Source organism: Coprococcus sp. AF16-5 (assembly GCF_003479365.1).
GTDB lineage: Bacteria > Bacillota > Clostridia > Lachnospirales > Lachnospiraceae > Coprococcus > Coprococcus aceti.
Window position 1 is genome coordinate 293,799 of the sequence record NZ_QUGZ01000001.1, and the last position, 24,806, is coordinate 318,604.

At 44.3% G+C, this 24,806-nt stretch carries 26 protein-coding genes; all 26 read left to right on the forward strand.

Translation table 11 applies throughout. The features are described 5' to 3' along the window. Nucleotides 1-5 precede the first annotated feature (5 nt). The 26 genes from DWW70_RS01285 to DWW70_RS01410 all read left to right on the forward strand — a co-directional run bounded on the left by DWW70_RS01285 (nt 6) and on the right by DWW70_RS01410 (nt 24,799). The gene (locus tag DWW70_RS01285; protein ID WP_118017583.1) at nt 6-824 is read left to right on the forward strand and encodes a tetratricopeptide repeat protein; all 819 of its coding nucleotides are present in this window, start codon (nt 6-8) and stop codon (nt 822-824) included. A 27-nt stretch (nt 825-851) separates the two neighbouring features. Continuing rightward, nucleotides 852-1,655, forward strand: a complete 804-nt coding sequence (locus tag DWW70_RS01290; RefSeq protein ID WP_022216499.1) for a GTP pyrophosphokinase — start codon at nt 852-854, stop codon at nt 1,653-1,655. An 11-nt stretch (nt 1,656-1,666) separates the two neighbouring features. After that, complete coding sequence (locus DWW70_RS01295) at nt 1,667-3,052, forward strand: RsmF rRNA methyltransferase first C-terminal domain-containing protein (protein WP_117548986.1); 1,386 nt, start codon at nt 1,667-1,669, stop codon at nt 3,050-3,052. Next, entirely contained in the window at nt 3,049-3,816 is a 768-nt protein-coding gene (locus DWW70_RS01300; protein ID WP_243003551.1) for an SDR family NAD(P)-dependent oxidoreductase, read from the forward strand. The genes DWW70_RS01295 and DWW70_RS01300 overlap by 4 nt, the downstream gene beginning before the upstream one ends. Nucleotides 3,817-3,876: 60 nt before the next feature. Further along, nucleotides 3,877-4,446: a hypothetical protein gene (locus DWW70_RS01305; RefSeq protein WP_117548984.1), complete on the forward strand. Its 570-nt coding sequence runs from the start codon at nt 3,877-3,879 to the stop codon at nt 4,444-4,446. A gap of 6 nt (nt 4,447-4,452) precedes the next feature. Beyond that, complete coding sequence (locus DWW70_RS01310; RefSeq protein WP_118649132.1) at nt 4,453-5,457, forward strand: RluA family pseudouridine synthase; 1,005 nt, start codon at nt 4,453-4,455, stop codon at nt 5,455-5,457. Continuing rightward, nucleotides 5,458-5,991 (forward strand): Holliday junction resolvase RecU, encoded by a 534-nt coding sequence (locus DWW70_RS01315; protein ID WP_118649133.1) that lies wholly within the window; start codon nt 5,458-5,460, stop codon nt 5,989-5,991. Nucleotides 5,992-6,122: 131 nt separating this feature from the next. After that, nucleotides 6,123-7,373 carry an ATP phosphoribosyltransferase regulatory subunit gene (gene hisZ / locus DWW70_RS01320; RefSeq protein WP_117548981.1) on the forward strand — a complete coding sequence of 417 codons (1,251 nt, stop codon included), beginning with the start codon at nt 6,123-6,125 and terminating at the stop codon, nt 7,371-7,373. A 58-nt stretch (nt 7,374-7,431) separates the two neighbouring features. After that, entirely contained in the window at nt 7,432-8,082 is a 651-nt protein-coding gene (gene hisG, locus DWW70_RS01325) for an ATP phosphoribosyltransferase (protein ID WP_055144488.1), read from the forward strand. A gap of 50 nt (nt 8,083-8,132) precedes the next feature. After that, entirely contained in the window at nt 8,133-9,425 is a 1,293-nt protein-coding gene (gene hisD, locus DWW70_RS01330) for a histidinol dehydrogenase (RefSeq protein ID WP_117548980.1), read from the forward strand. Nucleotides 9,426-9,462: 37 nt separating this feature from the next. Continuing rightward, a complete protein-coding gene (hisB, locus tag DWW70_RS01335) occupies nt 9,463-10,065 on the forward strand; it encodes an imidazoleglycerol-phosphate dehydratase HisB (RefSeq protein WP_015534907.1) in 603 nt (200 codons plus the stop codon). A 17-nt stretch (nt 10,066-10,082) separates the two neighbouring features. Beyond that, the gene (hisIE, locus tag DWW70_RS01340; protein WP_117548979.1) at nt 10,083-11,357 is read left to right on the forward strand and encodes a bifunctional phosphoribosyl-AMP cyclohydrolase/phosphoribosyl-ATP diphosphatase HisIE; all 1,275 of its coding nucleotides are present in this window, start codon (nt 10,083-10,085) and stop codon (nt 11,355-11,357) included. Nucleotides 11,358-11,375: 18 nt separating this feature from the next. Then, complete coding sequence (alaS, locus tag DWW70_RS01345) at nt 11,376-14,039, forward strand: alanine--tRNA ligase (protein ID WP_117548978.1); 2,664 nt, start codon at nt 11,376-11,378, stop codon at nt 14,037-14,039. Nucleotides 14,040-14,187: 148 nt separating this feature from the next. Then, nucleotides 14,188-14,364 carry a 30S ribosomal protein S21 gene (rpsU, locus tag DWW70_RS01350; RefSeq protein WP_004851031.1) on the forward strand — a complete coding sequence of 59 codons (177 nt, stop codon included), beginning with the start codon at nt 14,188-14,190 and terminating at the stop codon, nt 14,362-14,364. 112 nt (nt 14,365-14,476) lie between these two features. Continuing rightward, entirely contained in the window at nt 14,477-14,752 is a 276-nt protein-coding gene (locus DWW70_RS01355) for a YabP/YqfC family sporulation protein (RefSeq protein ID WP_015534910.1), read from the forward strand. A 4-nt stretch (nt 14,753-14,756) separates the two neighbouring features. Beyond that, nucleotides 14,757-16,028, forward strand: coding sequence for a sporulation protein YqfD (locus DWW70_RS01360; protein WP_118649134.1), 1,272 nt, complete (start codon nt 14,757-14,759; stop codon nt 16,026-16,028). Between the two features lie 28 nt (nt 16,029-16,056). Beyond that, a complete protein-coding gene (locus DWW70_RS01365) occupies nt 16,057-17,079 on the forward strand; it encodes a PhoH family protein (protein ID WP_022216489.1) in 1,023 nt (340 codons plus the stop codon). Nucleotide 17,080: 1 nt separating this feature from the next. Continuing rightward, complete coding sequence (ybeY, locus tag DWW70_RS01370; RefSeq protein WP_015534911.1) at nt 17,081-17,593, forward strand: rRNA maturation RNase YbeY; 513 nt, start codon at nt 17,081-17,083, stop codon at nt 17,591-17,593. Then, entirely contained in the window at nt 17,580-18,677 is a 1,098-nt protein-coding gene (locus DWW70_RS01375; RefSeq protein WP_015534912.1) for a DUF3048 domain-containing protein, read from the forward strand. The genes ybeY and DWW70_RS01375 overlap by 14 nt, the downstream gene beginning before the upstream one ends. A gap of 90 nt (nt 18,678-18,767) precedes the next feature. After that, nucleotides 18,768-19,175, forward strand: coding sequence for a hypothetical protein (locus DWW70_RS01380; RefSeq protein WP_055273004.1), 408 nt, complete (start codon nt 18,768-18,770; stop codon nt 19,173-19,175). A gap of 37 nt (nt 19,176-19,212) precedes the next feature. Beyond that, nucleotides 19,213-20,457, forward strand: coding sequence for an aminoacetone oxidase family FAD-binding enzyme (locus DWW70_RS01385; RefSeq protein ID WP_118649135.1), 1,245 nt, complete (start codon nt 19,213-19,215; stop codon nt 20,455-20,457). Continuing rightward, complete coding sequence (locus tag DWW70_RS01390; RefSeq protein WP_118649136.1) at nt 20,444-22,087, forward strand: NAD(P)/FAD-dependent oxidoreductase; 1,644 nt, start codon at nt 20,444-20,446, stop codon at nt 22,085-22,087. The genes DWW70_RS01385 and DWW70_RS01390 overlap by 14 nt, the downstream gene beginning before the upstream one ends. Next, the gene (gene proB / locus DWW70_RS01395; RefSeq protein WP_022216486.1) at nt 22,080-22,940 is read left to right on the forward strand and encodes a glutamate 5-kinase; all 861 of its coding nucleotides are present in this window, start codon (nt 22,080-22,082) and stop codon (nt 22,938-22,940) included. The genes DWW70_RS01390 and proB overlap by 8 nt, the downstream gene beginning before the upstream one ends. A 2-nt stretch (nt 22,941-22,942) precedes the next feature. Beyond that, nucleotides 22,943-23,176, forward strand: coding sequence for a DUF896 domain-containing protein (locus DWW70_RS01400; protein WP_015534916.1), 234 nt, complete (start codon nt 22,943-22,945; stop codon nt 23,174-23,176). A gap of 8 nt (nt 23,177-23,184) precedes the next feature. Continuing rightward, entirely contained in the window at nt 23,185-23,757 is a 573-nt protein-coding gene (locus DWW70_RS01405; protein ID WP_118649137.1) for a 5-formyltetrahydrofolate cyclo-ligase, read from the forward strand. Nucleotides 23,758-23,767: 10 nt separating this feature from the next. After that, complete coding sequence (locus DWW70_RS01410) at nt 23,768-24,799, forward strand: patatin-like phospholipase family protein (RefSeq protein ID WP_118649138.1); 1,032 nt, start codon at nt 23,768-23,770, stop codon at nt 24,797-24,799. The last annotated feature ends 7 nt before the right edge of the window (nt 24,800-24,806 follow it).

Genomic DNA, 24,806 nt, shown 5'->3' on the forward strand with positions numbered 1-24,806 from the left:
AACATATGTCTAGACGTAAACGCAGCATATTTAAAGAGAGAAGAAAGATCAACTATAAACTTATTTTTACATTGGTGATACTTGCATGTGTGGCTGTATTGCTGATCTCTTACGCCATATCGGCAATAGTGTCACAGAAGGATGAACTTTACGATCAGGGCGTAAAATATTACAAGTCAGGTTCGTATCAGGAGGCAATAGATTCATTTGACAATGCCCTGACAGAGAATCAATTGTTCTCAAAGAAAAAGGATCAGAATATAAAGCTGTATCTGGCTGATGCGTATCTCAAGAGCGCGCAGTACACAGAGGCTGCAAATACATACAACGAATTGATACAGGATTCATTTACCGGTTCTAATGTAAAAGATTTGAAGGAGCTGGCAACTGCACTCAGTGATTTCTCACAGGGAAATTATGGCGGGGCTCTCGATGTGCTTCTGAAGCAGGCGGAGACATATCCGGAGCTTTATATGTACATAGGAACATGCTACGCAGTTACTGATGAATCCGATAAGATGTTTGAGAGCTATGAAAAATATGTCCAGACATTTGGATTCAACTCGTATGTATATGCCATGTACGGTTCATATTATCTGAATAACGGTGATATGGAGTCTGCGATCGCATATATTACAAATGGACTTGACAGTGGAGACAAGATATACAGAAAAGAGCTCCTGATGCTTGAGATAACATATTATGAGAAGAACGAGGATTACGATAAGGCTTATGAGATAGCGGGACAGCTTGTGTCTGAGTATCCGGATTATGAGAAAGGACAGAAGGAGTTTACATTCCTGAGCACAAGAGTGTCACAGTAGTATTTGTATTGGGAGGAGTTATTTTATATGGAGATTCAGCTTTGGAAGGAGATACTGTCTCCTTACGAGCAGGCGGTTGATGAGCTTCTCGTGAAGTTCAACCACATAATAATGCAGTACAAGAGTATGGGAAAATACTCACCTATAGAGAGTGTGACCGGAAGGGTGAAAACGGTCTCCAGTATTATCGATAAGCTTCAGAAGAAGAATATTCCTATGGACCGGATCGTTGAGGAGATGGATGACATAGCCGGAATCAGGATCATGTGCCAGTTCACCGAGGATATCAGCAAGGTGGTTGAGATCATACGTGGCAGACAGGACATGAGGATACGCGAGGAGAAGGATTATATAGCAAATGCCAAGGCCAGCGGCTATCAGAGCTATCACATCATACTTGATTACGATGTATATACGGTAAATGGATGCACCACCATACAGGCGGAGATCCAGATAAGGACAATGGCGATGAACTTTTGGGCAACCATAGAACATTCATTGCAGTACAAGTACAGGAAGGGAATTCCAGAGGATATAAGGGCGAAGCTCAAGAACGCTGCGGATGCCACCGTTGCACTTGACAGGGAGATGTCTTATGTCCGCGGAGAGATCATGGATGCACAGAATTCGTTCAATATCAAGGCGAATATAGTTTCGGAGATCATTGTGAATATCCAGAATCTGTACAAGGTGGGAAATCCAAGAGAGATCCAGAAGATTCAGGATGAGTTTTATTCTATATATAAGAAGGATGATATGGAGCTGCTTGAGAATTTTGCAAAGCAGCTTGACATAATAGCTGAGGGTTACAAGGCCCAGAGCGTAAGATAAAGGAGTTTGTTATGGCTTTACCAAAGGCGTTTGACGAGAGGATCAGAATACAGCTTGGCGATGAATACGAGGATTATATAAAGTGTTTTGACAGTGATATGTATCATGGAATCAGGGTGAATACATCCAAGATATCCGTGGAGGACTTTCTGAAGATAAGTCCTTTCGAGCTGGAGCCTGTGCCATGGACTAAGAATGGTTTTTACTATGATCACAGGAAGTATACGCCGTCCAAGCATCCATACTATTATGCGGGGCTCTATTATATACAGGAGCCAAGTGCCATGACACCTGCCAGCGTTCTGGATATAGAGGATGGAGATGTGGTACTAGATATATGCGCGGCACCGGGAGGCAAATCCACCGAGCTTGCGGCGAAGCTTAATGGCACAGGAATACTTATATCCAATGATATAAGCAATTCAAGAGCCAAGGCGCTTCTGAAGAACCTGGAACTTTTCGGAATAGGAAACATGTGTGTGGTAAGTGAACCTCCAAATAATCTGTCAAAGGCATTTGAGGGTACATTCGATAAGATACTTATAGATGCACCGTGTTCCGGAGAGGGCATGTTCAGAAAATCCTCATCGATGATGACTGCATGGGAGAACAACGGAACTGAACTTTTTGCCGGACTGCAGAGAGGAATATTAAATGAAGCGTGCAAGATGCTGAAACCGGGCGGAAAGCTGCTTTATTCCACATGTACATTTTCCCCCGAGGAGGATGAGAGGTCGGTGGAGTATCTGCTGTCGATAGATGACAGTATGCATCTTGTGGATTTTCCTAAATATGAGAAATTTGATGACGGCAATCCGGCCTGGGGAGAGACCGGCAATCCTGAGCTTGTGAAATGTTCAAGACTGTGGCCTCATCACGTGAAGGGCGAAGGTCATTTCATAGCTCTGTTTGAAAAGGATCAGGATGACTCATATAGAGGAAACTTAACATACTCGTTCAAGTCGTACAGGCCGGATGAGGATTTCATCGCATTTATAAAGCATGTATCTGAGTCTGCGGGTATAAAGACAGACAGGATAGAGGAAAATAAGGGAAGACTTTATTATATATCAGAGGGAATGCCTGATGTTAAGGGACTCAGGCTTTTGAGGCATGGACTGTTCCTCGGTGAGGTCAAGAAGAACAGATTTGAACCGAGTCAGTCACTTGCGATGTATCTCAAGTCAGATCAGTTTGACAATGTTGTGAGTTTTTCGGCGGATGACATAAGGGTCATAAAGTATTTAAAGGGAGAGACCGTCGAGCTGGAAGATGATCAGGATATAGAGAATGGGTATGTGCTTGTCTGCGTGGATGGATATCCGCTCGGGTGGGCCAAGAACAACAGAGGAGTATTAAAAAACAAATATTTATCGGGATGGAGGATGATGTCATGAGAAAGGTAGCTATAATCACAGGAGCATCTTCAGGGATTGGAAGAGAATTTGCAATTCAGATAGCACAGAAATACAGAACTGTCGACGAGATATGGCTTATCGCCAGAAGAAAGGACAGGCTTGCAGAGGTAAAGGCTGAGATAAATGCGGTCAGCGGAAAGCTTGTCAGGATACTTGCGCTTGACCTCACAAAGGAAGCAGATATCAAATTCTACAGAAATCTTCTCGAGAGACAGGATCCGTCAATAAGAGTCCTGGTCAATGCGGCCGGATATGGAATAGCGGGACATTTTGAGAATATGACAGTGGACGATGTCACGGGAATGCTCGACCTCAACTGCAAGGCGCTGGCAGCCATAACTCATATTTCATTGCCATATATGGCAGGCCCATCAAATATAATCAATCTTGCTTCGTCAGCGGCGTTCCTGCCTCAGCCATCATTTGCAATATATGCGGCATCAAAGTCGATGGTTTTAAGCTTTTCAAGGGCACTTAACAGAGAGCTTGCAGGCAGGGGAATCACAGTTACGGCTGTATGTCCGGGACCTGTCAAGACAGAGTTCTTTGACGTTGCCCAGAAGTATACCAAGTCAAAGCCTTACAAGATGGTGCTCAGAGCAAATCCTGTCAAGGTCGTAAAAAGAGCATTATTTGACGCATATTACATGAGTGATATATCAGTTTATTCACCGCTCATGAAGGCGTTCAGACTTGTGAGCAAATACCTGCCTCACAATTTGCTGATCAGATTTATGAAGTAGATATATGGGCTGCAGGCGGACATAGCTCTACAGCCAGACCAGAGATAAATGGAGGATGATATGGAAAAAGGACAACACGGATACATGAACAGGCATAAGAGAAATGTTCTTATAAGTATCATTGTACTTGGATTGTTTGTTATAGCCGGAGTATTCTTTACTGTGGCTATGTTTGACACAAGAAAGACTGTATTTATAGTCATACCGATACTCGTCGCCCTGCCGCTCGCAAAACAGCTTGTGGCATACATAATGTGTGCGGGGTTCAAGGAACTCACGAAGAATGAGTACGCTAAAATTGAGAAGTTATCATACTTTGGGGATCCGTCACTTGTATATGATGTGTCGATAAGCAGGTACGAGGGAATATTGTATTTCCCTGCTGCGGTCATAAGAGATGGCAGAATGTTGTTTTACTACAATGGTGGATATGGCAAAAAGATACCTGATGAGGCAGCGCTCAAGAAGATCATTACAGAGGCTCTGGCAGACCAGAAAAAATATGTTGTGATCATAGCCACAGACATTGATGGTTTTGTGGCAAAGGCCGAGAAGATCAAAGCACCTTCAGATGAATTTGTCGGTGCCGATGAGAAGATCAGAAACAGATTATATGAGCTGGGAATATAGAAAAAAATGAGAGAGATAGTTATTTCAAAGAACGAAGCCGGCCAGAGGCTTAACAAGCTGGTCATGAAGTACCTTAACAAGGCTCCTTCAAGCTTCGTCTACAGGATGATAAGAAAGAAAAACATAAAACTTAATAATGGCAAGGCGGTTGGAAATGAGATCGTGTATGTTGGGGATGTGATACAGCTCTATCTGTCGGATGAGACCATAGAATCATTCAGGGATGACAGCGTGAGAGCCGGTGCTTCCACAGGTGGAAACAGGTTTAAACCGGAGATCATATATCACGACCACAACATACTTATAGTCAATAAACCGGCGGGTGTATTGTCACAGAAGGCATCGAAGGACGATTACTCGATCAATGAGAGTGTCATCGATTATCTGCTTGACAATGAGTATATAACTGAGACTCAGCTCAGAACCTTCAAGCCATCTATATGCAACAGGCTGGACAGGAATACCTCCGGCCTTGTTCTGTGTGGTGTGTCACTTATGGGAAGCCAGGAGCTGTCGAGGATCATAAGGGAGAGACGCATAGACAAATATTACTACACCATAGTCAAGGGTAATATGACGGAGACGCAGGATATTACGGCATATCTCGTGAAGAATGATAAGAAGAACACTGTGACAATACGTGACAGCGTGGAGGAGATACGCAGGGCTGCCGGGGACTTGGGCTATGATAAGATCCATACCATATTCCAGCCGGTCAGAACAAATGGAAAATATACAGAGCTTAAGGTAAAGCTCATAACGGGTAAGACCCACCAGATAAGGGCACAGCTCCAGCACATGGGGTATCCGGTGATCGGTGACCAGAAGTATGGTGACAGGGAGACAAACATATATTTTAGACAGACATACAAGCTTAGAAACCAGATTCTGCACTGCGGCGAGGTGGAGTTTACCGATGTTGTCGGTGGACTGGACTATCTGACGGGCAAGAGCTTCTCAGCATTCAAGCCTGATATGTATAAAAGAATAGAAAAGGATTTGTTTGAATAGATGGCTACATGGAATTCGCGAGGACTTCGTGGCTCCACACTGGAGGATATGATAAACCACACAAATGAATATTACAGACAGAAGAACCTTGCGCTGGTCCAGAAGATCCCGACACCTATCACGCCGATAAAGATTGACAAGGACAGCAGCCAGATCACTCTGGCGTATTTCGAGAAGGATTCAACCGTCGACTATATAGGTGTTGTCCAGGGAGTTCCGGTATGTTTCGATGCGAAGGAATGTGCCACTGACACATTTACAATGCGCAACATTCATGAGCATCAGATAAGGTTCATGGAGGATTTCGAGAGACAGAACGGTGTAAGCTTCCTTATCGTAATGTTCTCGGGACGAAATGAACTGTATTATATGAGATTCGAGGAGCTTAAGGGATATCTTGAGAGAGTCCAGAATGGGCATGCCAACAACTTCAAGTACAATGAACTTGATCCCAATTTCTTTATAAGAGCCAAGGGTGGTGCATTGGTACATTATCTTGAACCTCTAAGCAGGGATCTTGATGATAGAGGTTGACAAATACAATGCGCTTTAATATAATGTGCACGTTGATATGCTACCAAAGTAGCAAATTATCGCTTTAATGTGATGAAGTATAATAAAGAACGTGAAGCATGGCAAAGTTTAATTGACAAGGAGATATGATTATGCAGGACAAACTGTTACAGACCCCGGATGGAGTGAGGGACACCTACGATGTAGAATGTAAGAAGAAGAGAAAGGTTATGCATGAACTCCACCATATTCTGGAGTTATACAGCTATCATGATATAGAGACACCTACATTCGAGTTTTTTGATATATTTAACAGAGACAAGGGCTCAGCACCTTCCAATGAGATGTACAAGTTCTTTGACAGGGACAACAATACTCTGGTGCTCAGACCTGATATAACACCTTCGATAGCAAGATGTGTTGCAAAGTATTATGCAGATGAGGAGCTTCCGGTCAGACTCTGCTATACGGGTAACACATATACCAATACACTTAAGCTTCAGGGTAAGCTTAAGGAAGTTACACAGATCGGTGCCGAGCTTGTAAATGATGATTCATCCGCTGCTGACGCTGAGATAATCGCAACTGTGATAGACTGCTTCAACGAGATCGGGATCAGTGATTTCCAGATCGAGATAGGCCAGATCGACTACTTCAAGGGGCTTGTGGCTGAGTCGGGAATCAGTGAGGACGAGGAGAATCAGATAAAGGAGTATATCCACATCAAGAACTTCTTCGGACTTGAGGAATATGTGGATGCGCTTGATATAAGTGAATCTCTTAAGAAAGCATTTGTTGCATTTGACTCTCTGTTCGGCGGAATATCCATGCTTGACAAGGCAGAGGGATATGTGTCAAATGAGACATCACTTGAAGCTGTGAAGAGACTCAGAAGAGTATATGCAGCTCTTGAGTGCTATGGATATCAGGATCACATAAGCTTTGATCTCGGTATGCTTGACGGATACAACTACTATACAGGAATCATATTCCGCGGATATACTTACGGAACCGGTGACGCTGTTGTCAAGGGCGGCCGTTACAATAACCTCCTTAAACAGTTTGGAAAGGATGCACCGTCTATCGGTTTTGCCTTCACTGTTGAGGAGCTCATAATGGCCATGAACAGACAGAATATAGACATAGATGTGGATTATTCCAATACGATCATCCTCTATGATATAGAGAATCAGGGCAAGGCGATCAAGGCCGGCATGAAGCTCAGAAGTGAGGGACGGAAGATAGAACTCATAAGAAAGTCACAGAAGAAATCTGTTGACGACTATATTGAGTATGCGGGAAGAGAACATTTCTCAGGCCTTATATATTTTGAACAGTCAGGCGATGCGGTGGCATACGATCTGATAAGCCGATCACACTCCAAGTGGGATGGCAATTTATAGAAGAAACTTTTACGGCTTGATTGAGAATAGATTGAATTAGATGAAAGGTTATGGAGAGATGAGATATTTAACATTTGCCCTTGCTAAGGGGCGACTTGCAAAAAAGACACTTGCGCTGCTTGAACAGATAGGTATAACATGTGAGGAGATGAAGGATCCCGACACAAGAAAGCTTATATTTGTGAACGAGGAGCTTAAGATGAAGTTCTTCCTGTCAAAGGCCACAGATGTTCCTACTTATGTAGAATATGGTGCGGCCGATATAGGCGTTGTAGGTAAGGACACAATACTTGAGGAGGGAAGAAACCTGTATGAGGTCATGGATCTCGGTTTCGGAAAGTGCCGCATGTGTGTATGCGGACCGGCATCTGCCAGAGAGCTTCTCAAGAAGAATGAGATCATAAGAGTTGCAAGTAAGTATCCGGTGATCGCAAAGGATTACTTCAACAACCGTAAGCACCAGACAGTTGAGATAATCAAGCTCAATGGTTCAGTGGAGCTCGCTCCTATAGTTGGACTTTCAGAGGTGATCGTAGATATAGTTGAGACAGGAAGCACACTCAGGGAGAATGGACTTGAGGTGCTTGAGGAAGTTTGTCCACTCTCAGCCCGCATGGTTGTGAACCAGGTAAGTCTCAAGATGGAGAATGAGAGGATACACAAGCTGTTGGAAGATCTCAACAGACTTATAAAGGAAGAGAACAAGTAACATATATAGATAATATAACAAATTGATAATCACACGGAGGCATAACAGAGATGAGAATCGTAAAGCTTAATGCAGAGACAAAGAAGGATCTTCTGAAGAATCTTCTAAAGAGAAGTCCAAGTAATTTCGGTAATTATGCAGAGACTGTACAGGGAATAGTTGACGATGTGAGGGATAACGGTGATGCCGCACTCTTCTCATACACAAAGAAGTTCGACAAGGCAGAAATAACAGCAGATAACGTGAAGGTTACACAGGAGGAGATAGACTACGCATATACACAGGTCAGCCCTGAGCTCCTGGACGTTATCAGAAAAGCCAAGAAGAACATTTGGGAGTACCATGAGAAGCAGAAGCAGTATAGCTGGTTTGACTCCAAGCCAAATGGAACTCTTCTCGGACAGAAGGTTACAGCACTTGCATCTGTAGGTGTCTATGTTCCGGGTGGAAAGGCTGTTTACCCTTCATCAGTTCTGATGAATGTTATGCCGGCAAAGGTTGCAGGCGTTGAGAAGATAGTCATGACAACTCCATGTAATGCTGAGGGTGAGGTGTACGCCACAACACTCGTTGCAGCAAAGGAAGCAGGAGTGGATGAGATATACAAGGCAGGCGGCGCGCAGGCCATAGCTGCCCTTGCATACGGAACAGAGTCAGTACCTAAGGTTGACAAGATAGTTGGCCCTGGAAACATATTTGTCGCTCTTGCAAAGCGTGCCGTATACGGACATGTCAGCATAGATTCCATAGCCGGCCCATCAGAGGTAATGGTACTTGCCGATGAGACTGCCAATTCTAGATACGTGGCTGCAGATCTGCTGTCACAGGCAGAGCATGACGAGATGGCATCAGCCATACTTGTGACCACATCAGAGGAGCTTGCCGAGAAGGTATCAGTTCAGGTTGACAAGTTCATCGATGAGCTTTCAAGAAAAGAGATAATGAGAAAGTCTATAGACAATTACGGGTATATTCTTCTTGCAGACAACATGAGCGATGCCATAGATGCTGTCAACGACATTGCATCAGAGCATCTCGAGATCGTCACAGCCAATCCATTTGACGTGATGACAAGAGTGAAGAATGCTGGAGCTATATTTATCGGAGAATACTCATCAGAGCCTCTTGGAGATTACTTTGCAGGCCCTAACCATGTACTTCCAACAAACGGTACAGCAAAGTTCTTCTCACCGCTTTCAGTAGACGATTTCATCAAGAAATCCAGCATAATCTACTATTCAAGAGAGGCACTTGAGGCAGTTCACACTGACATTGAAGCATTTGCCAAGGCTGAGCAGCTCACTGCACATGCCAATTCAATAGCAGTAAGATTTGAAAAATAAGACATAATGATATAGAATATGGGAAGGAGACAGGGATATGGCAGAGAAAGCAGCTAGAATCGCCAAATGTACAAGAACGACAAACGAGACAGACATAACCCTCGAGTTTAATATAGATGGAAAAGGACAGTCAAAGATCGACACAGGAATCGGTTTCTTTGACCACATGCTCACAAGTTTTGCGAAGCATGGTTTCTTTGATCTCAACGTTACAGTCAAGGGAGATCTGTATGTGGATTGTCACCACACCATTGAGGATGTGGGAATTGTGCTGGGCAAGGCCATAAAGGAGGCTCTTGGAGACAAGAAGGCCATCAAGAGATTTGGCAATTTCTTCCTGCCGATGGACGAGACTCTCGTAATGTGTGCCATAGATCTGTCGGGAAGACCATATCTTGTCTATGATCTGAACCTCCGCACAGAGAGGGTTGGATACTTCGACACACAGATGGTCAAGGAATTCTTCTATGCAGTATCATACGCTGCTGAGATGAATCTCAATATTAAGCAGTTCTCAGGGGAGAACGATCACCACATCATAGAGGCCGCATTCAAGGCATTTGCGAAGGCTCTTGATGAGGCGACAACTTATGACAGAAGATTAAACGGAAAGGTGCTTTCTACCAAGGGCACACTTTAAGGAGGTGCTGGTTCACTATGGATAATGATATGATCTGCAAAAAGATAATTCCATGTCTGGATCTGAACAATGCGGTCGAGATGGCAAAATATTACAATGATGCCGGAGCTGATGAGATAGCTTATTTTGACAGCAAGGCAACAAAAGATGGCAGAGAACCCAATGTTGCCATTATAAGACAGATATGTGACAGTGTTGATATTCCACTTATTGCCTGTGGCGGTGTGAGGGAGCTTGAAGATGTCAAGAAGCTTCTGTATGCAGGTGCATCCAAGGTATGTATGAAATCTGCGGCACTGAACACGCCGGAGCTTGTCACTGAGGCTTCTGACAGATTTGGTTCAGAGCGAATAATCTGTACTATAGATCTGAGTGAGTGTGATGATCCTGTCGGATATGCCAGAAAACTGAAGGCGCTTGGAGCGGGAGAACTTCTGCTGCTTCACAACAACATGGTGCCGGAATATCTGGATATAGTAAAATCCATAAGAGAAAATGTTGCACTTCCTGTTATAGTTTCTACATATTCCACTAACGGGGAAGCTGTGGCAGAGATGCTCAATGAGACAAATGCTGAATCAATTTCTCTGTACAATCTCCAGAAGATGGATATAATGGAGATTAAACAGCGTTGCCGTGAGGCAAATATAGATGTGGATCTGTTTGAATCGTCCATGCCTTTTGAGGCGTTCAAACTCAATTCGGATGGACTTATTCCATGTGTTACACAGCACTATAAGACCGGTGAAGTGCTCATGGTCGCTTATATGAACAAGGAGTCGTATGAGAAGACCATCAGAACAGGACGCATGACATACTGGAGCCGCAGCCGCAATGAGTTGTGGACCAAGGGTGATACATCCGGTCATTATCAGTTTGTCAAATCTCTTACGATAGACTGTGACAAGGACACCATACTTGCCAAGGTGTCACAGATAGGAGCTGCGTGTCATACAGGCAGCCGTACTTGTTTCTTTACAGATCTGGTGAGAAAGGAGTACAATGATACCAATCCTATGAAGGTATTCGAGGAGGTATACAATACCATACGCGACAGAAAGGATCAGCCAGGAGATGATTCTTATACCAATTATCTGTTCGGCAAGGGTATTGACAAGATCCTGAAGAAGGTCGGTGAGGGAGCTACGGAGATAGTCATAGCTGCCAAGAATCCTGATTCAGAGGATATAAAATATGAAATATCTGACTTCCTTTATCATCTCATGTGTCTGATGGTAGAGAGAGGAATCAGCTGGAAAGATATTACAGAAGAACTGGCTGACAGAAGATAGAGTGGAGGATATTAGACAATGCAAAATTATGGCGTGAACGAACTGAGAAAAATGTTCCTGGAATTCATGGAGAGCAAGGGTCATCTTAGAATGAAGAGCTTTTCACTTATTCCACACAATGACAACAGCTTACTGCTGATCAATTCAGGTATGGCACCACTTAAGCCTTACTTTACAGGTCAGGAGGTACCACCTAGAAGACGTGTGACAACATGTCAGAAGTGTATCAGAACAGGAGATATCGAGAATGTAGGTAAGACAGCCCGTCATGGTACATTCTTTGAGATGCTGGGTAATTTCTCATTTGGCGATTATTTCAAGCATGAGGCTATATCATGGACATGGGAGTTCCTCACAGAGGTTGTAGGACTTGACAAGAACAGACTCTATCCATCGGTTTACCAGGATGACGATGAGGCATTTGATATATGGAATAAGGAGATCGGTGTCGATGCTGACCGTATATTCAGATTCGGCAAGGAGGACAACTTCTGGGAGCACGGAGCTGGTCCTTGTGGTCCTTGTTCAGAGGTTTACTATGACAGAGGTGAGAAGTATGGCTGCGGTAAGCCCGGCTGTACTGTAGGCTGTGACTGTGACAGATACATGGAGGTTTGGAACAATGTATTTACACAGTTCAACAATGACGGACACAACAACTACACAGAGCTTGAGCAGAAGAACATAGATACAGGTATGGGTCTTGAGAGACTCGCAGTTATTGTTCAGGATGTTGATTCTATATTTGATGTTGATACGATCAAGGCTCTCCGCGACAAGGTATGTGAGATGGCAGGCGTGGAATATGAGACAGATCATGAGAAGGATGTATCGATCAGACTTATAACTGATCATATCCGTTCAGTTACATTCATGACATCAGATGGTATCGTTCCATCGAACGAGGGCCGTGGTTATGTTCTTAGACGTCTTCTCAGACGTGCTGCAAGACACGGAAGACTTCTCGGCATCAATGGCAAGTTCCTGTCAGAGCTTGCAAAGACAGTTATCGAGGTGTCAGAGGATGCATATCCTGAACTCAGTGAGAAGAAGGAATATATCTTCAATAAGATAGACAAGGAAGAGGAGAGCTTCAATAAGACCATAGATACAGGTCTTGCGATCCTCAAGGATTATATAGACGAGACTAAGGCTGCAGGTGAGAAGGTTCTCTCAGGTGACAAGGCATTCAAGCTCTATGACACCTATGGATTCCCTCTTGATCTCACAAAGGAGATCCTCGAGGAGGAGGGGATCGAGGTTGATGAGGACAGATTCACCGAGTGCATGAATATCCAGAAGGAGACTGCAAGAAAGGCCAGAAAGACCACAACATACATGGGTGCAGACGCAACCGTATATGAGCAGCTTCCTGTTGACATGACATCTGAGTTTGTCGGATATGACAAGCTGACATACAAGTCAACTATATCAGCCATCACAACAGAGGTTGGTGAGGGTGATGATAAGAAGTCAGTTCTTGCAGATACTGTATCTGAGGGAGCACAGGCTTCAGTTATAGTTCCTGAGACACCTTTCTACGCTACCATGGGTGGTCAGATCGGTGATAAGGGAATCATCAAGACAGAGAACGGTACATTCGTTGTTGAGGATACTGTCAAGGTTGTAGGCGGCAAGATCGCACATATCGGTTATGTTGAGTCAGGCGAACTCAATGTTGGTGATGAGGCAGAACTCACAGTTGATGCTGAGAACAGAGCACTCATATGTAACAACCATTCCGCAACACATCTTCTTCAGAGAGCACTCAAGATGGTTCTCGGAGATCATATAGAGCAGGCAGGTTCACTCGTTGAGCCGGGAAGACTGAGATTCGACTTTTCACATGATCAGGCGATGACTAAGGAAGAGATCAAGAAGGTTGAGGATATTGTAAATGAGCAGATCCAGCTCGATATACCTGTATGCACGGATGTAATGTCTGTAGATGAGGCTAAGAAGACCGGAGCCATGGCTCTGTTTGGTGAGAAGTATGGTGAGAAGGTCCGTGTGGTATCAATGGGAGACTTCTCAAAGGAGCTCTGTGGTGGTACACATGTTGCCAGCACAGGAGCCATAAAGACATTCAAGATCATATCAGAGGCCGGTGTGGCCGCAGGTACAAGACGTATCGAGGCACTTACATCTGTCGGAGCACTTGATTACTACAGAAATGTAGAGCAGGAGCTCATGGATGCTGCAAAGGCAGCTAAGACTGATATCCATGGTGTGGCATCAAGAATAGAACAGCTTCTTGCAGAGGTTAAGGAGCTTACGAATGAGAATAAGAAGCTCAAGGATAAGATGGCAAAGGAGGCAGCTGGAGACGTTCTTTCAAGTGCTATAGACAAGGACGGAATCAAGATCCTCACAGCGGCTATCCCAGATACAGATATGAATTCACTGAGAAACCTCGGAGATGACTTCAAGAGCAAGCTTGGTGACAGCGTTGTTGTTCTTGCATCTGCAAAGGATGGCAAGGTAAATCTCATTGCCATGGCTACAGACGGCGCAGTTGCTAAGGGAGCCCATGCCGGTAATATCATCAAGGCCGTGGCTGGCCTTGTAGGTGGTGGCGGCGGTGGTCGCCCTAACATGGCTCAGGCCGGTGGAAAGAATCCTGACGGAATCGAGGCAGCTCTTGCCCAGGCGGTTACAGAGGCTCAGAATCAGATAGCTTAAGGTTTCGTGACAGATATTTTATTAATTTGTCATTTTCCTGTTGACGATTAGGAATTTTATGTATATAATACATTTTGTGCTTAAAAATACCCAATCAGTTGTTATTTGGTAGCATAATTTTACAACTGGAGGGAGGTCAGGTGAGAGAATGTCAAGTGTAATAGTTAAAGAGAACGAAAACTTAGATAGCGCTCTTCGCAGATTTAAGAGAAATTGTGCGAAGGCTGGTATTCAGCAGGAGATTCGTAAGAGAGAGCATTACGAAAAGCCTAGTGTAAAGCGTAAGAAGAAGTCAGAGGCAGCTAGAAAGCGCAAGTACAAATAAATCATAGTATATATATTTGATTTTAAATTGATTTCTAAGAGTACCGAGTTTATTCGGTACTCTTTTTTTATGTGTATTCATATAATGTTCCAAAAGCGTTATGGTGGTATTCATGAAAGACAGAGCGAAAAAAGTTATAGCATTTGAACCTCCGTGCTGGTGTCCGGACTCGGCGGGAACGACCTCCAGACTCACCATGTTCAACAATGATGAGCTAGTGATAGAGAATTTCAGACATGTGATCTACTCTGACGACGAGAGAGTGTCTGTTAAGACCCGGAAAGGGATATTGAATATATATGGGGAAAGATTACAGATCGCTTACTACGCATCCTATGAAGTGAAAATATGCGGTTCGATAAACAGTGTAGATTGGCTGACAGTGTGACTGCATGAATATTAGAAGGGAAATAAGAGGTGTGTGCTATGTGAGCTGTGACAGCCGCGCAGCTCTGCGCCTGATGAATATATGCAGCCATAAAGGAATACGTACATGGTGCGAGAGGGATGTAAAGAATAACAGAAAAAAGAATGGCAGTAAACAGAATGACAGTAAATGGAATGGCAAGGCGGAAAACTTCTGCATATACTCCGATGACAGAAAAAGACTTGAAGAGATAGCGGACAAATGTATGATAGATATCCGAATAGCTGAGAAGAAGACTCTGAGAACCGTTTTGCTGGGCAATAGGAAGAGAATCTCGATATTGCTCGGAGTTTTATTGTTTTTGCTGTTTGTATACTGGGAATCAGGGTATGTATGGTACATAGAAATTGATGGATGTGAGGATTATACAAGTGAGGAAGTTGAAAATCTTATTGAGATGGAGTATCCGTGCTATGGACATCGGAAAAAGAGTATTGATCTGAGTGAGCTGACAGACATGCTGACGGATAATCTTGGTGAGATATGCTGGGCGTCCTGCAGCATCAGTGGGACAAAGCTTACCGTTGCGCTTAAGGAGTCCGTGGATGTCTTTACAGTTCCGGAAGTTGACAGACCGTGTGACCTCGTGGCAACAATGGATTGTACGATCTATTCCATTGTTGCATCGGCGGGGACGCCTGTTGCATCGGTTGGAGATGAAGTGAAAAGAGGGGATACTCTTATATCAGGAACAGTTAACATATGCAATGATGACAGTGAAGTTGTGGATACGGTATTTGTACCTGCTTCCGGAGAGATATATGGTATTTGCGATGTAGAATACAGAGATGTGGTTGAGAGCGAGTTCCAGGAAAAGGAGACTACAGACAGGAAGGTAAACAAAGTAGATATAAAAATTGGACGCCGGGTGTTTACACCGTATAAAACTGCTGCTTCCGACGGTTCATACGACCTTTCCGCCGAGGAAAAACGGCTGCATATCGGCGATATGTATTTTCCGTTATCCGTGAATATAGAGCGAAAAGTATTCTATAAAGTAAATACACGTAAGCTTACGGAGAAGGAGCAGAAAGACAGACTTAACCAGCATCTGCATGTTTATATTGGCAAAATGCAAGAAAAAGGGGTGCAAATTGTCCGAAAAAATGTTATTATTACTAATGAACGCGGTGAGGCTTCGGCTGAAGGCGATATCAGTATCAGACTTCCGGTTGCTGTGCCGAGATATATTGACGTAAACAATACATCGGGGAGCGAAGAGGTGGAGCCTGACTGACAAATAATAATGACAGGGGATACAAGTATTGAGCGAATATTCAGAATCCGTAACTGTTGCATCAAACTATATACAGACTGTGTTTGGACAGTTTGATGCCAATATAAAAAAGATTGAGAAAGAATACAGTGTGTCAATGATACTTCGCGATGACAAGCTTAAGGTCAGCGGTTCCGAGGAAGGCGTGAAGAAGTCTATTCAGGTTATAGAACAGCTCTTCCAGATGGCAGACCGTGGCTCGTCCATCGATGAACAGAAGGTAGACTACACTATATCGATAGTCAATGAACACCCGCAGGAGGCTAAGGAGAGTCTTGCTGAGCTTGACAGGGACATAATCTGTCACACGATGAGCGGCAAGCCGATCAAACCGAAGACTGTCGGACAGAGAACATATGTCAATTCAATAGAAAAGTCCATGATAGTATTCGGAGTGGGCCCTGCCGGAACAGGAAAGACTTATCTTGCCATGGCAAAAGCCATAACGGCATTTAAGAATAATGAGGTTGGAAGGATCATACTTACAAGGCCGGCCATAGAGGCCGGTGAGAAACTGGGATTTCTTCCGGGTGACCTTCAGAGCAAGGTTGATCCTTATCTTAGGCCGCTCTATGATGCATTGTATGAGATAATGGGTGCTGATGCATTTATGAAGAATATGGAAAAGGGACTGATCGAGGTTGCTCCTCTTGCCTACATGAGAGGAAGAACTCTTGATAATGCGTATATTGTGCTGGATGAGGCCCAGAATACCACTCCTGCCCAGATGAAGATGTTCCTTACCAGAATAGGATTTGGCTCAAAGGCCATAATAACAGGAGACCTTTCACAGAAGGATCTTCCACACGACGCGCAGTCAGGTCTTGATGTTGCACTCAAGGTGTTAAAGGATATTGATGACATAAGCATTTGCCATCTGACGAGTCTTGATGTTGTGAGACATCCTTTGGTGCAGAAGATCGTAAATGCGTATGAGAAATATGAGGATAAGAGGAGCAGACAGGCAAAGCCTAGAAAAACCACAACTGCTCAGAAAAACAGAGGAAAATAATATGTCAGTTAATATTGAGAATGAGTATGGAGATATTGATATTAAGAATTATGAGGATGTCATAACAAGTATCGTCCAGGCTTCGCTGGAATTCGTTGGGTGTCCATATCCCTGCGAGGTGAACGTGCTGCTCACGGACAATGACTCCATACATGAAATCAATAACCAACAGAGGAATATAGACAGGGCGACAGATGTTCTGTCATTTCCACTGATTGATTATACAATTCCTGGAAACTTTGATGGTCTCGAGGATAGCCGGTGTGACTACTTTGATCTTACTACAGATGAACTGCTATTGGGAGATATCGTTATATCTATTGATAAGGTGTATGAGCAGGCAACTGAGTACAATCACTCAAAGACGAGAGAGCTGGCTTTTCTTGTAGCCCACAGCATGCTCCATTTGTCAGGATATGACCATATGGAGGACGATGAGCGCAGGGTCATGGAAGAGATGCAGGAAAAAATACTTACAATGAAAGGATATACAAGAGACTATGAGGAGAATTAAGACGGGATTAGTTCTGGCAACCGCTCTTGTGATGGGATTATCACTTTTTGGATGCGGCTCGAAGAAAACGGAGGAGAATGTCACTACAACGGAGGCTAAGGCAGAGGTGGATGTATCACAGGCCGATATGATGAAGTCTGCCACAGCGGTTGATGAGACTTACCATGAGGGAGTATATAATGATCTTACAGGCGAGTGGAACACCGACAGAAAGGAAGAGTACGGAAGACCGATCGCTATAATGATCAACAATATTGAGAATGCGATTCCTCAGTCAGGCATAGGCCAGGCTGATGTTTTATATGAGTTTGTCGTTGAGGGCGGAATAACAAGAATGCTTGCAATATTCAACGACTATGACAATCTTGAGAAGGTCGGTTCGATCAGAAGCTGCAGACCTTACTATGTTACAACTGCCATGGAGTTTGATGCTATATACATGCATTATGGTCAGTCTCCACAGGGACAGGAGGAGCTTGACAGGACAGGAATAGATCATATAAGCGGACTTGGTGGAGAAGGATCTGTATCTTTCTACAGATCATCAGACCGCGAGGCTCCACACAATGTGTACACAAACAGCGATATGATCAAGGCTGGTCTTGATTATCTTGGATGCTCAACTACCCACAACAAGGGATACAAGAGCAAGTTTGAGTTCAATGAGGAAGATACGGTTCCTGAGGGCGAGTCTGTAAACAAGCTCACACTCAACATGTCAGTTTACACACAGCCTTGGTTTGAATATGATTCAAAGAATAAGGTATATAACAGATTCCAGTATGGTGACAAGCAGATCGATGACCTCACAGGAAAGCAGCTCACATTCAAGAATATCATCATACAGTTTGCTCACTACACCAGCATTGATGATCACGACAGACAGATGATCGATCTCGTTGGCACAGGAGACGGATACTATGTTTCAGATGGAAAGATCGTTCCTATCACATGGACAAAGTCAACCGATGACTCCGTGACAAAATATTCAACAGCAGATGGAAAAGAACTTCAGCTCAATCCGGGCAAGACCTATGTCACAGTATTTGAGAGTGATAATAAGGCCGGAGTTGTATGGGAATAATACAGACATAAACCACATATATTAACAAAGACAGAAGATGGGATGGAATATCCTGTCTTCTGTTTTTTGTTATGAAGAGAAGGTGTGGTAATGTTTAAAAGAATTATATATTTTTTTGTTATCATTATAGCGGTATTTGTGTTATCTTTTATAACTAGAGAGATCGTGGTGAGCACGGCGTGCAGATCCGGAGACAGTAAAAGTGTGTATAGAGAATTTGACGGTATGGATAGCGGGCATATATTACCCATATCAAATGAGAGTGAACCGGAGCTTTACGGGGGGCTCGTGATTGCTGCTGAGGGTGGAACACCACATGGCAGTTTCTATGTGAGCACTTATAATGGACATGTGGCGGTGTACAACAGATTTGGCAGTCTTTGCAGGGAGACGACTCGTACAGTGGATTCATTGGACAAACGTATAAGAGAACTGATCCACAAGCACGTGTATTTCAATGATATAGATGACATGAACAGGTTTATTGACAGCCTGTAAAACGTATGATAAATGATTATGGGAAAGGTGTATCGGAATGATTTATGATATTATAGTTATCGGCGGTGGCCCGGCTGGGATGACAGCCGCAATAAAAGCAAAAGAGACAGCACCATCGGCTTCGGTAAAGCTTATAGATAAAAACAAAAAACTCGGAAAGAAGCTGTATGCGACGGGAAATGGCAAATGTAACATTGCAAATACGAAGCTTGATCTGTCGTGCTATTCCAGTGCAAATGAATTTTTCCCATTTCAGTTCGTAACAACGGACAGTCATAATGATGTCATGGATTTTTTTGAAAGTCTTGGTGTTTCCAGCTATGATGATAATGGATATATATATCCTGCATCGCTGCAGGCATCTACCATAGTGTGGGCACTGACGGACAGGCTCAAAATTCTTGGTATAGAAAACAGCACATCGGAGGAAGTCCTGAGTATAAAACAGGAAAAAGATGGTACATATATTGTAGACACAGACAAAGGCGGGTATAGGACGACCCAGGTGATACTTGCACCCGGAGGTGCGGCTGCGCCAAAGCTTGGCGGATCTGATAGAGTATACAGACTTCTGGATGATCTGAATGTACGGTTTGTGAAACCGCATCCGGCTCTGTGTAAATTAAAATGCCATGAATATATATCTGATATGTCAGGGGTACGTGCAAAGGCTGTTGTCCGCCTAATGTGTGATGGCGAGGAGTATGACCACGAGAGAGGCGAGGTTCAGTTTGCATCGGGATATCTTTCGGGCATAGCGGTTTTTAATATGAGTATACAGTGTATAGACCTGATGGAGACTGGCAAAAAGCCATACATAGAACTTGAACTTGTTCCGGACATCAGTGATGATATGCTGGCGGACAGGATGAGACGATTTGCCGAGGTAAATGGCAGACGGAGAGTCGAGGCGATGCTCAATGGTATTGTCAACGAGAAGATCGCCGGGTATATTATAAAAAGTCTTGGTATCAAAGCTTCTGAAGCAGCCGGACTTGACGCGGCTGATATAACATCCATATGTGATATGCTCAAACATATGAGATTTAACATAGATGGATTCGGCAGCTATGAGGACAGCCAGGCGGCAAGCGGTGGAGTTGACACATTGCAGCTCAGGGCAGATAACCTGGAACTTGATGGACACAGAGGCTTATACGCCGCTGGAGAGTATGTCGATGTGACCGGCAAATGTGGTGGATATAATATAATGTGGGCTGTTATAAGCGGCATGAGAGCTGGGGAGTCTGCAGGAAAGAGAATAAAAGATGATCAGAATTAACAATGTAAAACTGCAACTTGGATTTACAGAGGCAGATGTTAGAAGTGTTATTAAAAAGACGCTGAAGACAGATAAGGAGTTTGAGTATATTTTTTTCAAGCTGTCTCTTGATGACAGGCGGAGAAACCAGGTGAAATATATTGCATCCATAGATGTGGATGTTCCGAATCCGGAAAAAATATTGAAAAGACTTCACAATAATAATGTTATGTTAACAAATGCTACCCAATATAGATTTCCGGAGCCGGGAAATGTCAAAATGACCTATAGGCCTGTGGTGATAGGAACAGGACCGGGTGGCTTATTTGCTGCACTGTATCTTGCCAGAGCCGGATACAGACCGGTTGTTTTTGAGCGCGGCATGGATGTTGACAGGAGAATGGAGCATATAGAGAGATTCTGGAAGGGTGAGGAAGGACTTGATCCAAATTGTAATGTACAGTTCGGAGAGGGCGGCGCAGGAACCTTTTCGGACGGCAAGCTGAATACGGTCATAAAGGATGGCTCGGGCAGACGCACTGAGGTCATGCGGACATTTGTGAAGTATGGTGCAGATCCGTCCATAATGTATATAAATAAGCCACATGTCGGCACTGATGTGCTGTCTGGTATTGTAAGGAATATGCGTGAGAATATAAAGAGTCTTGGCGGAGAGGTACATTTTGATTCACTTTTTACCGGTTATGATCAGATCACACAGGATGAGGTGTGTGTACATATAAAGAACCTTTCAGATGGCAGTGAGAAGGAATACAGGACAAATGCCCTTGTTCTGGCACTTGGACACAGCTCAAGGGATACTGTGGAGATGCTTTACAAAAAAGGTGTTCCGATGGAGCCAAAGCCATTTGCCATGGGACTTCGTATCGAACACAAGCGAGCAGATATAGATGTCATGAAGTATGGCGATGATCCGGCGTATGCAAAGCTGCTGCCGGCGGCAGACTACAAGATGACGCATCAGGCGTCAAATGGCAGGGCTGTATATTCATTCTGTATGTGCCCTGGAGGTTACGTGGTGAATGCATCATCCGAGCACGGTGAGACGTGTGTGAATGGTATGAGCTACAGCGGCAGGGATGGTGAGAATTCCAACAGCGCCATTGTGGTAAATGTTACCCCGGAGGATTACGGATCAGATCATCCTCTTGCGGGAATGAAGTTTCAGAGAAGATGGGAGAAGGCCGCATACGAGGCCGGACAGGGGGCTGTTCCGGTGCAGCTCTTCGGAGATTACAGAAGGGACATTCCTACGGAAAAGCTGGGCGGTGTTAAGCCTCAGATTAAGGGTAAGTACAGGCTTACAAGCCTCAAATGCTGTTTGCCAGAGTATATAAAGGATGCTATAATAGAAGGAGTTGTGTCCTTTGATAAGAGGATGCCGGGATATTCATCTGACGATGCAGTTCTCTCAGGAATCGAGGCCAGAACCTCATCACCTGTTCGTATGATACGAGGCGATGAGCTGCGCTGTGAGGGGACATGTATATACCCGTGCGGGGAAGGCGCGGGCTATGCAGGGGGAATAACCTCATCCGCTGTCGATGGTATGAAGGTGGCCGAGGCCATAGCATCCAGATTCAGCAATGAGGCAATAACAGACGGTACACAGGAGAATATAAATGGATAGAGAGTATTTGAAAGACAAGAAAAAGATAGTAATAAAGATTGGTTCATCTTCACTTATTCACGAGGAGACGGGTGGACTTGACTATACAAAGCTTGAGAAGCTGGTGCGCATCATATGTGATCTGAGAAATCAGGACAAGGATGTGGTCCTCGTATCATCGGGAGCCATCGGAGTCGGAGTACAGGCGCTGGGACTTGCCAGAAGACCTAAGACGACCTCGCTCAGACAGGCGTGTGCTGCAGTGGGACAGGGACAGCTAATGATGATATATCAGAAGCTTTTTCAAGAGTATCACAGCACAGCAGCTCAGGTTCTGCTAACATTTGATGTTATATCGTCGGATGAGAGGAGAAAGAATGCCATCAACACATTCAACGAGCTTCTTCAGCTCGGTGTCGTACCGATCGTCAATGAGAACGATACGGTTGCCATCGATGAGCTGGATGACAGCGTGGCATTTGGCGACAATGATACATTGTCTGCCATAGTTGCATCCATGATCCATGCAGATCTCCTGATACTTCTCACGGATATAGACGGTCTGTACACTGATGATCCACACAATAACCCTGATGCAAAGCTTATACCAGAGGTGAACTGTATAGACGACCATATAATGGATATGGGTAAAGGTGCAGGCTCCAAGTACGGAACCGGCGGAATGACGACCAAGATCGCAGCCGCCAGGATAGCAACCAACTCCAACTCGGATATGGTCATAGTATCCGGAGCGGATATGGACAATATTGTTAAGGTAATGAACGGAGAAAGTATAGGAACTCTGTTCACAGAATATAAGGATCATGACTTTGACGTTGTCAGATTTATTTTGAATAAGGAGTATCTTATATAGTTATGAAAGAGACGATAATCGATGCGGCAAAGATCGCACGTATAAATGAGTTATATCACAAGTCCAAGGCTGAGGGGCTCACCGACGCTGAGAAGAAAGAGCAACAGCAGTTAAGGCAGGAATATATATTTGCTGTGAAGAATAATCTCAGGAGCACGCTCAACAATATAGATATCAAAGAGAAGGACGGCTCCATAACCAGACTTCAGGACCTTGATCCTACAAGAAAGGCGTAGGCTGGCTTATGAATAGCGAGGATAGTGTAAATTCCGGCAGCAAGGAAGTTATAAGAAAAAGAATAAAAGCAGTCAGAAATGACATGGACAGGGATGATCGTGCGCAGAGATCAAAACTTATATGCAGACGGCTGTCAGCGCTTCCTGAATATGTGAATGCCATCAATATATGTGCATACATCTCCAAAGGGAACGAAGTGGATACAAGGCTCATAGTTGAGAGGGCGTGGGCGGATGGAAAGCATGTATATGTTCCAAAGGTTTATGGACAAGACATGGAGTTTATTGAGATCACAGACTACGAGGAACTTGCATCCGGAAACTTTGGGATACTCGAACCGGTTTCTGATGATTTTGAGGAGATCGAAGATGGGCTTATGTTCATGCCCGGGATTGCATTTGATCACAGCCGCAACCGCATAGGCTTTGGCGGAGGGTATTACGACAGATATCTGGCGAGGCATGCAGGGCTTGTCACGGTGGCACTGGCGTATGAATTCCAGATAGTTGATAAGATAGACAGTGAACCTACAGATATCAGACCACATATCATAGTAACAGAATCGGAAGTTATATCATAATGGAGGGTCAATGAACAGAGACGAGATAACAGCAAAGATCGCTGAACTTGAAAAGAAGATACAGATGGATAAGTTGCAAAATGCCGGGGCGGATGATGCCGGAAAAGTTGCAGGACGCACTCAGTCCGGTGATAGGGCTGACAGCTATGCGCTGTGCCTTGGCGGTGGCGGCGGTAAAGGTGCGTACCAGCTCGGGGTGTACAGAGCACTTGCAGAGTATGGACTTATGGACAAGGTCACAGTCATATCAGGAACTTCCATAGGTGCGATAAATGCCGTGCTTTTCGCGTGCAATGATCCTGACAGAAGCGAGGAGGCATGGAAGAAGATACATTTTGAGACGGTGTTTGACGTTGATCCTGATCTGATGTTCAACGACAAATCGGGATTCATGTCGCGCAGGGAGATGATAAAGCTCATGGACAGCTATGTGGATTACGGAAAGCTGTCTGATGGGCAGGTCACCGTGTATGCAGCCATAGCTGAGTGCGCGCAGGAAGGTGAAAGACAGGCTGAGTATATAAGCCTTGCAGGAATGGATGCGGAGGAGATCAGGACAGTCGTCATGGCATCATCCACCCTGCCTATGCTCTATGAGTCTGTGACTTATAACGGTAAGGAGTATTGTGATGGCGGTCTTGCCGACAATGTTCCGGTGAAGCCTCTGTATGATATGGGATACAGGAATATCGTTGTGTGCGGCCTTAATCCCGACTCAAAGAAAGACATATCTGCATATACAGATGCGGATATCATAGAGATATATCCAAGTGTAAGCCTGGGAGATCTGATAGATGGAACCTTGAATTTCTCTGCAAATTCAGTAAAATTCAGAAGCCTGCTCGGTTATAAGGATGCCATGAGGGCACTTAAGGTTCATTTTGAGAATGATCCTGATTACATCGCGGCGCTGGATCATTACAAGGATATTGATCTTGCGGATATACAGACTCAGATGAGGATGGATGCCGCGGATTCCAGCGTGAAAAATACTATGGATAACATAGGCAGGATACTTGGTAAGCTGGGCATAGAGGAATAACTCCAGA